A 12,021-nucleotide genomic window follows, 5' to 3' on the forward strand; every position below is an offset into this window, starting at 1 on the left:
CGCCGGGTTCCCAAATCCGCCGCCGACCTAACGTGCGCCGGCTCACGCGTGCGGCGGCACCGGGCACCAGAACAGGCCGCAGTTGAAGTTCGGCGGGCCGGCCGGCGCCCGCGGCGTGGCGTTGATCGGGCCGCTCGGCCACCCGTAGACCGCGCCGGTGTCGGCGTCGATGACCCCGCGGTAGTCGTAGTAATAGAGGTGGCACACGCCCACGTCCCAGCTGATGAAGTTGTCCGGGACGCGCTCGCCTGGGCACCACTTGCCACAGGTATGCCCGGCCGGGCAGTTGCCGCCGACGTGGCCATAGGGGTCGGCCTGCGCGACACCCGCGGCCAGCCCCACCCCGATGCCGGCGGTCAGCAACGCGCCGGCCACCCACTTCTTGTTCATGTCGCAAGCACACACCGGCCGGCCGACTACCGATCCCATATCGACGTCAGCGCCCGTGCCCGCCCTTGTGCTTGTTGCCGGGGTGCGGCGGCGGCGCGGGCCCGTGGCGCACGCTGCGCTCATCGGCCGAACTACTGCCCGCCTTGCAGCGACTCGGCCAGTCTTTCGCCGTCGGGTGTCAATTGGAGCCAGACCGCCAAATCCCAGAGCGTGGGCTCGTCGTAGTGGCCGACGAAAAGGTCGCGGAGGCGATCCATGGCGGCATCGATCGAGAGATCCCAAGGCACCACTCGTTCATCGGAAGCGCCGAGTATGTCTCCGATCTTCATGAGGCCGTCGTCGAGCAGGGATCGAATCGTCCGCAGCACCAGTTCCTGCTGCGCAGCGACAGTGTCGGCGAGTTGTTCGCGTCTCATGACGGATGTGACGTGCGCCATTGGCAGACAGTTTCCCACGGCATCGAATAACAGCCGCCTACGTAAACGATCCTGTGCGTTGCGCTCGGCTTCGTCGTGACCAAGACGCCGGTCATCGGGTTGTGTCACGGTGTCTCCATTGTCACAGCTGGTAGTCGTCGGCCTCGGTCGTCATTCGCGTGGCCCTTCGAATTCTTCGGGGATCTCGCCTAGCAACGGCCACTTGTGGTCCAAGGTGTGCGGGATATGGATGGGGTGAGGACCGGTAGCGGGTGAATTAGGTGGCAGCCCGCCGAAACCTGGCATTGGTCCCCACCCTCCGGGGTGCCGCACAGCGCGAGCGTAGGCCGCACGTCACGCGCCTGCCAGTCACTCAGACGCCCCTGGTACCCGGCAAGAAATCAACACCCAAAACGTGGCGGTTATCTCGCCGTTGGATGAAGCGTTTTCAAGTCAGCGCCCGTGCCCGCCCTTGTGCTTGTTGCCGGGGTGCGGCGGCGGAGCCGGCGGCTCCGCCTGTTCGATCGTCGTGGTGGGCGTGGTGGTGGTCGTCGTGGGCGGGGGCACGGGCGTGGTCGTGGTGTTGACCGGCGTCGGCGGCGGCGCCGAGAACGGCGGGTCGATCGCGAACAGGAGCAGGGCCAGCAGGATGGCCGCGACCATCGCCGCCACCCACCACTTGCGCCGCGGCGTGGCCGGCTCCGGCGGCGCGCCCACGTACGTGTAGGTCATCGGCGCGACGACCGGGGCGTCCATCACCAACGTCGGCGGGCGCACGGGGCTGGGCTGGGGGTGGTTGCCCGCGAGCGCGGCGCGCATCGCGCCGGCCTGGTCGAACCGCCAGGCGGGATCGCGCGCCATCGCCCGTTCGATCGCGGGGGCCAGGGGCGGTGGCACGTCCGGGCGCAGCGCGGCAACCGGAGGCGGCGACTCGTGCAGGATCGCGTGCGCCAGCGGACCCAAGTCCTCCTGCGGGAACGGCCGACGCCCGGTCAGCGCCTCATAACCCACCACGCCGACGGCATACAGGTCGTCGGCGACCGTGGCCGGCTTGGACGTCAGCCGCTCGGGACTCAGATAGGCCATGCTGCCGACCACTTCGCCCGTCCTGGTGTAGGCGGCGCCGGACGTCTTGGCGATGCCGAAATCGGCGAGCTTGGGTTCGCCGGTGGCGGTGAACAGGATGTTGCCCGGCTTGACATCGCGGTGCAGGATGCCGGCGTGATGCGCCTCGGCCAGCGCGTCCAGGACGCCGACGAGGACGGCGTGCACGAACGCCGGGGGCAGCGGCCCGCGGGCGATGTGGTCGGCCAGCGACACGCCCGGCAGCCGCTCCATGACGATGAACGGCAACCCGTGATGCTCGCCGACGTCGTGGACCACCACGACGTGCCGACCCGTCAGCCGCGCGGCCGCGCGCGCCTCCGCGTCGAACCGCAAGCGGCTGTCCGGCCGGTCGGCCACTCCCGGATAGAGGAGTTTGATAGCGACGGGCCGGTTCAGCTTCCGATCCCAACCGTCACGCACCTCGGCCATCGCACCCTGGCCCAGGACCCCGCGCAGTTCGTACCGACCGTCGCCAAGGCGCCCGCCCGGCACCACAAGCACTCCGTCACTGCCCTGGCCGCGGTAAGGCTGAGTTCCTGGGAGGTCCGTGTCGATCTCCTGTCGGAAAGCTGACTGCCCTGCTGGTTCCGAATAACCACACGCCCGCAGATCGAAACGCCGACGGGCGGTCAACAACGGGAGACCACGTCATCCGCGCGGTTTCTGCACCGCCCCCGCGTACTCGCCGACGAAGCCGTTCCTCAACCACCACCTGGGCTCGGTGTACTCGAAGATGTCCTCGCCGAGCGCGCGATCGCGTACCGACCTCTTGACGGGAAACGGGTTCATCCCCGTCTTGTACTCGACCCCGACCATGGCGGGGGCGTCCGGCCGGCCCCGCCTGGGCAGCGCCTCGAAACCGGCCTGGGCAAGCATGGTGTTCAATTCGGCGGGGCGAGGGAACCGGCGAAAGTCGTGGTTGGGCTTGTGCAGACCGAACACGAACAGCGGCCCGACGGTCACGAAACAAAGCCAGGTGCACAGGTTGCGATCCGGTGCGACGTAGAACATCCGCCCGCCCGGCTTCAGCGCGCGAAACACGCTGTCCATCAGGCGGCGGTGCTCGGTGCAGTGGTCCAGCACGCCGTGCAGGTAGACCAGGTCGAATCGATTGTCCCCCAACACCTCCGGGTTACGCGCGTCCCCGACGACGAAGGTCACCCCGGCCTGGCCGGCAAAACGCTTGCGGGCCGCGTCGATCGACTTGTAGTCGACATCGACGCCCACGATGTCCCATTGGCCCAACTCCGGAAATCTTTCGAGCAATCCTCCGATCGCCCCACCACCGCCGCAGCCGACCACGGCCATCCTGGGGCGCCGATCGCCTATCGACGGGAGGTAGTGGCGCAGGAACTCCCATGCGGCGTAGTCGATCTCGCCGACGAGCTCGGCGGTGAACCGCCACTGGTCGCTGACCTCGGCGTTGGAGAAGTAACGCACCCCGCGCTCGATCGTGCCGTTGCTGATCCGCATCAGCACCCGATCGATCATCGAATAGCGGTACTCGGGCTCGCCCGTCGCATCGTTGGCCCATTCCCGCTCGAGGAACTCGAAGAAGCGTCGCTCCTCGGGTTCGATCGGCGGCTCCCACGACGGGGCGTGCCCGAGCACGCGTTCCCGAATCCACGAGTCGATCACGCGGGTGTAGACGATCGTGTCGAACAGCATGAGCTGATGGCCGCCACCGGGCATCATGAAGAAATCCTTGGTCCCGCCGATCCGCTCGAAGCACGCTCGGCAGTGCTCGGCGCCGACGACATCGTCGTGCTCCCCGCAGGTGATCAGGACGGGCTTTGTGTTGGCGGCGGCGGGTTTTGGCGGCACGTAGTTGAACACCGAGTGGTAGCTCTTGAGCCCGTACCGCCAGACGTAGAACGGGTCTTTCTTCTTGGCGTCGAGCAGCCCGGGGTCTTCCTGGTAGGCGGCCTTGAAGTCGATCACCCGCCGCAGCGGCACCCGCAGCCGATCACCGATCGCCTCGGCCGCCCACTTCGCCGGGCGCGATTGGAACAGCCGGATCGCCGGGCTCATCGGCGCCTCGTGGTTCAACAAGATGTTCATGCACACACCGGCGGTCACGTCCGGGCACGCGTCGAGCGCATGGAATGCGACTTCCCCACCCTGGCTGGCACCGTGCAGGACGACGGGCAGTGAAGTGCGCCGCGCCGCGTAATCGGTGACCGCCCTGGTGTCTTCGAGGAAGGCGTCGAAGCTGAACACGCCGGGCGCGCCTTCGGTGCGGCCGTGCCCGGTCAGGTCGAACGAATAGACGGCCGCACGATAATTGCGGCGCATGTGCTCGGCGAACGCGTCGTAGCTCTCGCTGTTGCCGGCGGTGCCGTGCACCAGCACCAAGACGTAGTCGGCGTGGTGATTGTCGTAGCGGCGCACGAAGATCCGTTTACCGCCGGATCCGGTCACCGTGTCTTGGACCATCGGCGGCACTGCCTGATCGGTGATGTTTGTCATCGCCTGGGTTCCAATCCTTCGGTGATGCGGGCGGCGAGCATCTGGGCGAACACGTCGAAGTCGCGATGGAAGCCCGACGTGTCCGAAACGAACGGGCGCTGCATGGACATGCCCAGCAGGACGGTTTCGAAGAGACGCACCGACTCGTCGATCAAGCGCTGCGGCACATCGTCACCGGCGATATGGCGAAGCGCCCCGGCGAGCTGCCGACGCTGCGTATCGCGATAGTCGACATACGCGGTGCGTAAAAACTCGTTGTGGTTGGCCGCCGCGGCAAACTCCACCATGAACGTGACCGCGTCGACGTTGTCGATGAACAGGGCGTACATCAGATTGGCCGCCTCGGTCAGATCATCACGCACCGACGCCCCGCGCGGCAGTTGGGCGGAGGCCGTGGCGAACAATCGCTTGGCCATGTCGTCGATCGCCGCCTGGAAGAGTTTTTCCTTCGTCTCGAAGTGATAGTGCAGCAGCGTCTGCGAGACGCCGGCCTTGGTCGAGATCAGCTTCATCGAGGACTTTTCGTAGCCGTACGCGCAGAAGCACTGGATCGTCTTCTGCAGGATTCGCTGTCGGGCGTCACCGGCGGTGGCCGCGGGGCCGGCGGGCTCCTCTGGCTTGGACACTGTCGCGGTCAACGTCGCCTCGTCTCTTCACGTCCGCTTTCGGTCACAATACTGCCTGATCGATCAGTCAGGCAAGGGTGGGCGCGATACGCTAGGGATCGATGCGACCCAAGATCACCTTGACCTTCGACAACGGCCCGACACCCGGCGTCACGGATCAGGTTCTCGACACCCTCGCCCAGCGTCAGATGCCCGCCATCTTCTTCGTCGTCGGCGAGAATGTCCGCTCGCCGGCGGGACATCGGTTACTCGAGCGGGCCGTGCGTGCGGGGCACCGGATCGGCAATCACTCCTTCACCCACGGCCGCCCCCTCGGCGAGCTCTCCCCGGCGCAGACCATCGACGAAATCCTCAGCACACAACAGCTTTTGGACGATTTCGGCAATACCGATCGCTACTTCAGGCCGTGGGGAACGGAAGGCGCACTCGAACGGCGCTGCCTAAATCCGACGGCGGTCGACTACCTCCTCGCGCAGAAGTACACCTGCGTCCTGTGGAACAGCGTCCCGCGCGACTGGGCCGACCCCGACGGATGGGTCAGCCGGGCGCTCGCCGATACCCGCAACCAGCAGCACACCGTGGTCGTACTGCACGACCTGCCCACCGGCGCGATGGAGCGTCTACCAGGTTTTCTCGATCAACTCAGCGATTCCGGTCTCGAGGTCACCACCGACCTCCCCGACGACTGTGTGCCGATCCTCCGCGGTGAGATGCGCACACCCGTCGATCACCTCACGGCGGTTTGAGGCGGCCCAAGCGGCGCTAAGGTGAATCGCACGGTGAGAAAGTGGGACCAATGAGCGACATGACGGCGCGGTTCTCCGAGATCGTCGGCCGGCACAACCTGCTGACCGGCGACGCCATCCCCGAGGACTACTGGCACGACGAGGTGTTGACCAAGCCGGCGCAACGGCCGGCTTATGTCGCCAAACCGGCCACCGCGGAAGCCGTTTCGCAGCTGCTGAAGGCCGCCTCGGACAACAAGATCCCGGTGACGGCCCGCGGGTCCGGCACCGGCCTCTCCGGAGCGGCGATCCCCCGGGCCGACGGGCTGCTCATCTCCTTCGAGCGCATGAGCGGCGTCCTCGAGGTCGACACCACCAACCAGGTCGCCGTCGTCCAACCCGGCGTCACCCTCACCGAGCTGGACGCGGCGACGGCCGACGCCGGCCTGCGCTACATGGTTCACCCGGGCGAGATGTCCTCCAGCGTCGGCGGCAACGTCGGCACCAACGCCGGCGGCATGAACGCGGTCAAGTACGGCATCGCCCGCCACAACGTGCTCGGGCTGCAGGCGGCGCTGCCGACCGGCGAGCTCATCCGTACCGGCGGCAAGATCGCCAAGGTCTCCACCGGATACGACCTCACCCAGCTCATCGTCGGCTCCGAGGGCACGCTGGCCCTGGCCACCGAGGTGACCGTCAAACTGCACCCGCGGCTCGACCACAGCGCCGCCGTGCTGGCCCCGTTCGCCGACTTCGACCAGGTCATGACGGCGGTGCCCAAGATCGTGGGCAGCGGCCTCGCACCCTACATCCTGGAGTACATCGACAACGTGACGATGGCCGCGCTCGTCCACACCCAGAACCTCGAGCTCGGCGTCCCCGACAGCGTCCGCGACAGCTGCGACGCCTATCTGGTTGTGGCGCTTGAGAACCGGACCGCCGACCGGCTGGACGAGGACGTCGAGAAGGCGGGCGAACTGCTGGCCGAGCTGGGCGCCGTCGATGCCTACGTGCTGGAAGGGGGTTCGGCGCGCAAGCTGATCGAGGCGCGGGAGAAGGCGTTCTGGACGCTGAAGGCCGTCGGCGCCGACGACCTCATCGACACCGTGGTGCCGCGCGGCGCGATGCCGAAATTCCTGTCCGCCGCGCGTGGTCTGGCGGCGGCAGCGGGCGGCGGAGCGGCGGGCTGCGGACACGCCGGCGACGGCAACGTGCACCTGGCCATCTTCTGCAAGGACCCGGCCACCCGCAAGAAGCTGATGACCGACATCTTCGCGCTGGCAATGGAATTGGGCGGCGCGATCTCCGGCGAACACGGCCTGGGCCGCGCCAAGACCCCGTACTTCCTCGAGCTGGAGGACCCGGTCAAGGTCGACCTCATGCGCCGCATCAAGCAGAGCTTCGACCCCGCGGGCATCCTCAACCCCGACGTCGTCTTTGCGGCGGACGCCTAGCCGACCACGGGGAAGCGGCGTTGGGCGGCAAGCTCTTTGAGTCCCCTGCGCATCACCCACCGCACGTGCGCGTCGAGCTGCTTGACGTCGGAGACCTCGGCGAGCCGGGCGATGTCGATGGGGGGCAACACCTCGGTGACGATCTTGGTGGGCAGCGGCATGTTGACCGGCGCCACGATGCTGAGCCCGAAGGGGAAACCGAACGATATCGGCAGGATGTCCGTGCGGAAGAGCTTGCGCTCCAACTTGGTCAACCCCAGCGCACGTGCCAGCCATCTGCCGCGGGTCAGGAACAACTGGCTTTCCTGGCCGCCGATGGAGACGGCGGGCACGATCGGGACGTTGGCCTCCAAGGCAGTGGTGATGTAGCCGGTTCGCCCGCCGAAGTCGATGGCGGTCTCCTGCAAGGTCGACCGGTAGACGTCGAAGTCGCCGCCCGGGAAGACCAGCACGACCGCACCGGCGGCCAACGCCTTGGCGGCGTTCTCGCGCGTCGCCCGAATCACTCCGGTGCGCCGCAAGAAGTCACCGGCGGGCCCGGCGAAGATGGTGTCGAACCCCAGCGCGTAGAGCGGGCGGTCGTAGCCGAACCGGTCGTAGTAGTCGACCGCGAACACCGAGAGGTCGAACGACGTGAGACCGCCGGAATGATTCCCCACCACCAGCGACGGTCCGTCCGGGATGTTGTCCAGGCGCCGCACCTCGGAGCGGAAATAGTGCTTGACGATCGGGCGGGTCAGCGCGACGACGTGTTCGGTCAGACCGCGGTCCCATTTGTCGACGTCGGTCGAATCCATGCGGCTGTCGCTCATGTCGTCCTCGCTCGTCGTTGAGCGTGAACCGATGCTACGCCGCCGGTCGTGCGACGACACGGGTTTTGATTGTCGCTATGAGGCGGGCACTTTGGATGCCTCCCGTTCCAGCGACGCCTGTGGTCCCTGTGACTCAAGTCGCCGACGGGCTCACATCCCGAAGTGCGCGCGACCCACCGCCGCGACGGCATCGGGCGGCCCGCTCACCTCGACCTCCGCCACGCCGACGCGGCCGAAGAGATACAGCAGTAGCTCTCCCGGTGGACCGCTCAGGGAAGCCACCGGCGAGCCCCGCAAAACCGTCACCCGCTCGCCGGTGCCGACCCACTCGACCGCAAGCCCGCAGCCGTCGAGCCGCCGACTCAGAAACCCACCCCCGCGGCGAACGTTCCGCCATAACGCCGCGTCCAGCTCGGGCGTCAGACCGCGTGGCCCGAGCCCATTCGCCCGGCGAAGGTCCTCGTGGTGAACGAAGAACTCGTTGACGTTCGCCAGCGCGCGGACCCATCCGATGCGGAAGAACCCGATCGGTGGGCCGGACCGGATCCGTGCGACGAGCGACGCGAAATCCTCGCGCCGGGCCAATGCGGCCCGCCGCCGCTCGGCGAACCGCTGAAAACGGCCCGGCAGCACCAGGCACGGTCCGGCGACGAGATCGTGTTCACGCAGCACGAGATGCGCTGCAAGATCGGCAGCGGTCCAACCCTCGATCAGCGTGGGTGCGGAGGGCCCCAGCTCGTCGAACAGGGAGCAGAGCGCAAGGCGCTCCTGCGCATCGAGGGCCGGCCGGGACATCGCTCAAGGGTAGGCCCAAAACCTAAGCGGCGGAGTCGGTATCGCTTCCGGGAATCTCGGTGGCGTCGCCCTGTGCGGCGGCGCTGGAGGCTTCGTGTTCGGCCAGCCAGCGTTCGGCGTCGATCGCCGCCGAGCAGCCGCTGCCGGCGGCCGTGATGGCCTGACGGTAGGTGCGGTCGACCAGGTCGCCGGCGGCGAACACCCCCTCGATCGAGGTGGCCGTGGTGCGGCCCTGCACCAGGACGTAGCCGTCGGGGTCGGTGTCCACGACATCACGCACCAGCGCCGAGCGCGGGTCGTGCCCGATCGCCACGAACACCCCCGTGACCGGCAGGGTCGATTCCTTGCCGGTGACGGTGTCGCGCACCCGCAACCCACGGACGGTGTCGCCACCCTCCACGGCCAGCACGGCCGCATTCGTCAGGATGGTGATCTTGTCGTCGGCCCGCGCCCGCTCGAGCATGATCCGCGAGGCGCGGAACTCCTCGCGGCGGTGCACCAGCGTGACGCTGCGGGCAAACCGGGTCAGAAAGGTCGCTTCCTCCATCGCCGAATCTCCCCCACCGATCACCGCGATGTCCTGGTCGCGGAAGAAAAATCCATCACACGTGGCACACGAGCTGACCCCGCGGCCCAGCAGCTCCTGCTCACCCGGCACCCCCAGATAGCGGGCCGCCGCGCCCATGGCCAAGATCACCGCTCGCCCCCGCACCGTCTCGCCCTCGGCCGTCGTCACCGACTTCACCGGGCCCTGCAGACAGACCGACTCGACGTCTTCCATCCGCAAATCGGCCCCGAACCGCAGCGCCTGCTCGCGCATCTGATCCATCAACTCCGGGCCCGTGATGCCCTCGCGGAAACCGGGGAAGTTCTCCACCTCGGTCGTGGTCATCAACGCGCCACCAAACGACGTCCCCTCGAACACCACGGGCGCCAACTGCGCCCGCGCGGCATACAACGCCGCGGTGTACCCCGCGGGACCCGAACCAATGACGATGACATCGCGGACATCGGAGGCAGTCATCAGGAACCTTTCAGTCAGTGTCCAACAGGGGCCCACCCTACTGGTGATCGCTGACCGTCTCATGTGAAGGCGGGTGCGATCGGCCTTACGACGCACGGACTCTAGCGAAGCGACTCGCGAGATCGTCTGCGGCACAACATATCTCAGATCGTCTTGCCAGGCCATGTTTGCCAAACAACCCGGGATTACCAAACTTGGAAAAGCGGGAATCTCAATGGCGGGTAACGCATTTAAAGTGAAGCGGAGCACACAACCAACGGTTGTGTGCTCACAACCTCTACACCTCTACTACTGTCGCCGGAGGAAATGCACCATGAAGTCATGGCCCGTGGGTCCGACGGCGTACCCACGGGAGCCATCGACTAGATCGACGTCACCGTCGACGTCCCGGCCCCGCAGCCCTGCCCGGCAGCGCACCGGCCGCCGACGTCGAGCCTCAGCCGCCACAGCCCCGGCCGGCGCAGCGGGCCAGCATTGTTCGCGAAGGAGAACATCACATGACCACAGCACCTCCCGCCAAGACTCGCAACGAGGGCCAGTGGGCGCTGGGCAATCGCGAACCGCTCAACGACACCGAGCAGATCAAGCACGACGACGGCCCGCTGAATGTGCGCGACCGAATCATCAACAAATACGCCAAAGACGGCTTCGAGAGCATCGAAAAGTCCGATCTGCGTATGCGGTTCAAGTGGATGGGCCTGTACACCCAGCGCGAGCAGGGCTACGACGGCAGCTGGACCGGCGACGAGAACATCGACAAGCTCGAAGCGAAGTACTTCATGATGCGGGTGCGCTCCGACGGCAAGCCGATGACGGCGCAGACGCTGCGCGTCCTGGGCCAGGTGTCGTCGGAGTTCGCCCGCGACACCGCCGACATCGGTGACCGGGAGAACGTCCAGTTCCACTGGCTCAAGATCGAGGACGTGCCCGAGGTGTGGCGCCGGCTCGAATCCGTCGGTCTGTCGAGCATCGAGGCCTGCGGTGACTGCCCCCGCGGCATCCACGGCAGCCCGCTGGCCGGCGACTCGCTCGACGAGGTGCTCGACCCCTCCCCCGCGATCGACGAGATCATCCGGCGGTTCATGAACAACCCCGACTACGCCAACCTCCCGCGCAAGTACAAGACCGCGATCTCGGGCCTGCAGGACGTCTCCCACGAGACCCACGACGTCGCGTTCGTCGGCGTCAACCACCCCGAGCACGGACCCGGCATGGACCTGTGGGTGGGCGGCGGCCTGTCGACCAACCCGATGATGGCCCAGCGGGTCGGCGTGTGGGTCCCGCTGGACGAGGTGCCCGACGTGTGGGAAGCGGTCACCAAGGTGTTCCGCGACTACGGCTACCGGCGGCTGCGGGCCAAGGCGCGGATCAAGTTCCTGGTCAAGGACTGGGGGGTGGAGAAGTTCCGCGAGGTCATGGAGACCGAGTACCTCGGCCGCAAGATGATCGACGGCCCAGCACCCGAGCCGGCCAAGCACCCCATCGACCACGTGGGCGTGCAGAAGATCAAGAACGGCCGCAACGCCGTCGGCGTCGCCGCGATCGCCGGGCGCGTCTCGGGCACCACCCTGCAGGCGGTGGCCGACCTGATGGAGAAGGTCGGCTCCGACCGGGCCCGGTTCAGCCCCTTCCAGAAGCTGATCATCCTCGACGTGCCCGACGACCAGGTCGACTTCCTGGTCGCCGAGTTGGACAAGCTGGGCCTGCCGTCGAACCCGTCGAACTGGCGCAAGAGCACGATGGGCTGCACCGGCATCGAGTTCTGCAAGCTGTCGTTCGCCGAAACCCGGGTTCGCGCACAGACTTTGGTGCCCGAGCTGGAGGAGCGACTGGCCGACGTCAACGACAAGCTCGACGTGCCGATCAGCGTGCACCTCAACGGCTGCCCGAACTCCTGCGCCCGAATCCAGGTCGCCGACATCGGGTTCAAGGGCCAGTGGATCGACAACGGCGACGGCACGTCGGTGGAGGGCTTCCAGGTTCACCTCGGCGGCGGCCTGGGCGAGGAGAGCGGCTTCGGACGAAAGCTGCGTCAGCACAAGGTCACCAGCGCCGAGCTCGGCGACTACATCGACCGGGTGACGCGCAAGTTCCTGGAACAACGGGAAAGCGGCGAGCGTTTCGCCAACTGGGCGCTGCGCGCCGAGGAGGCCGACTTGCGCTAGCCCGTACCAACACCGCCACACCGAGCGCTGACGTTACG

Annotated in this window: 12 protein-coding genes; 3 read left to right on the forward strand and 9 right to left on the reverse strand. The window is 67.1% G+C overall.

Annotated elements, in window-relative coordinates:
* Positions 1 to 42: 42 nt before the first annotated feature.
* The 5 genes from G6N51_RS06400 to G6N51_RS06420 all read right to left on the reverse strand — a co-directional run bounded on the left by G6N51_RS06400 (position 43) and on the right by G6N51_RS06420 (position 5,020).
* Positions 43 to 390, reverse strand: coding sequence for a hypothetical protein (locus tag G6N51_RS06400; RefSeq protein WP_083175501.1), 348 nt, complete (start codon positions 388 to 390; stop codon positions 43 to 45).
* A gap of 131 nt (positions 391 to 521) precedes the next feature.
* On the reverse strand, positions 522 to 935 hold the full coding sequence (locus G6N51_RS06405; RefSeq protein ID WP_142275226.1) for a hypothetical protein: 414 nt from the start codon (positions 933 to 935) through the stop codon (positions 522 to 524).
* A 324-nt stretch (positions 936 to 1,259) separates the two neighbouring features.
* Positions 1,260 to 2,405, reverse strand: a complete 1,146-nt coding sequence (locus G6N51_RS06410) for a serine/threonine-protein kinase (RefSeq protein WP_232078219.1) — start codon at positions 2,403 to 2,405, stop codon at positions 1,260 to 1,262.
* A gap of 156 nt (positions 2,406 to 2,561) precedes the next feature.
* Entirely contained in the window at positions 2,562 to 4,382 is a 1,821-nt protein-coding gene (locus G6N51_RS06415) for an alpha/beta fold hydrolase (RefSeq protein ID WP_083175507.1), read from the reverse strand.
* Positions 4,379 to 5,020, reverse strand: coding sequence for a TetR/AcrR family transcriptional regulator (locus tag G6N51_RS06420; RefSeq protein ID WP_083175510.1), 642 nt, complete (start codon positions 5,018 to 5,020; stop codon positions 4,379 to 4,381). The genes G6N51_RS06415 and G6N51_RS06420 overlap by 4 nt, the downstream gene beginning before the upstream one ends.
* 89 nt (positions 5,021 to 5,109) lie before the next feature.
* On the opposite strand from G6N51_RS06420, the gene G6N51_RS06425 reads away from it, so the two are divergent.
* Both G6N51_RS06425 and G6N51_RS06430 read left to right on the forward strand, forming a co-directional pair.
* A complete protein-coding gene (locus tag G6N51_RS06425) occupies positions 5,110 to 5,754 on the forward strand; it encodes a polysaccharide deacetylase family protein (RefSeq protein ID WP_083175512.1) in 645 nt (214 codons plus the stop codon).
* Between the two features lie 50 nt (positions 5,755 to 5,804).
* Positions 5,805 to 7,187 carry an FAD-binding oxidoreductase gene (locus G6N51_RS06430; protein WP_083175515.1) on the forward strand — a complete coding sequence of 461 codons (1,383 nt, stop codon included), beginning with the start codon at positions 5,805 to 5,807 and terminating at the stop codon, positions 7,185 to 7,187.
* On the opposite strand, the gene G6N51_RS06435 is transcribed toward G6N51_RS06430, so the two are convergent.
* From G6N51_RS06435 to G6N51_RS29410, 4 genes are all read right to left on the reverse strand, one after another.
* On the reverse strand, positions 7,184 to 7,999 hold the full coding sequence (locus G6N51_RS06435) for a 1-acyl-sn-glycerol-3-phosphate acyltransferase (RefSeq protein WP_083175518.1): 816 nt from the start codon (positions 7,997 to 7,999) through the stop codon (positions 7,184 to 7,186). The genes G6N51_RS06430 and G6N51_RS06435 overlap by 4 nt on opposite strands.
* A gap of 150 nt (positions 8,000 to 8,149) precedes the next feature.
* Positions 8,150 to 8,794 carry a TIGR03085 family metal-binding protein gene (locus tag G6N51_RS06440; RefSeq protein ID WP_083175520.1) on the reverse strand — a complete coding sequence of 215 codons (645 nt, stop codon included), beginning with the start codon at positions 8,792 to 8,794 and terminating at the stop codon, positions 8,150 to 8,152.
* 22 nt (positions 8,795 to 8,816) lie between these two features.
* The gene (gene trxB, locus G6N51_RS06445; protein WP_083175523.1) at positions 8,817 to 9,818 is read right to left on the reverse strand and encodes a thioredoxin-disulfide reductase; all 1,002 of its coding nucleotides are present in this window, start codon (positions 9,816 to 9,818) and stop codon (positions 8,817 to 8,819) included.
* Positions 9,819 to 10,180: 362 nt separating this feature from the next.
* The gene (locus G6N51_RS29410; RefSeq protein ID WP_264055060.1) at positions 10,181 to 10,312 is read right to left on the reverse strand and encodes a hypothetical protein; all 132 of its coding nucleotides are present in this window, start codon (positions 10,310 to 10,312) and stop codon (positions 10,181 to 10,183) included.
* Positions 10,313 to 10,315: 3 nt separating this feature from the next.
* Here G6N51_RS29410 and G6N51_RS06450 point away from each other — a divergent pair, with 3 nt between their 5' ends.
* The gene (locus tag G6N51_RS06450) at positions 10,316 to 11,983 is read left to right on the forward strand and encodes a nitrite/sulfite reductase (protein WP_083175526.1); all 1,668 of its coding nucleotides are present in this window, start codon (positions 10,316 to 10,318) and stop codon (positions 11,981 to 11,983) included.
* Positions 11,984 to 12,021 lie beyond the last annotated feature (38 nt).

The organism is Mycobacterium paraseoulense (assembly GCF_010731655.1).
Lineage (GTDB): Bacteria > Actinomycetota > Actinomycetes > Mycobacteriales > Mycobacteriaceae > Mycobacterium > Mycobacterium paraseoulense.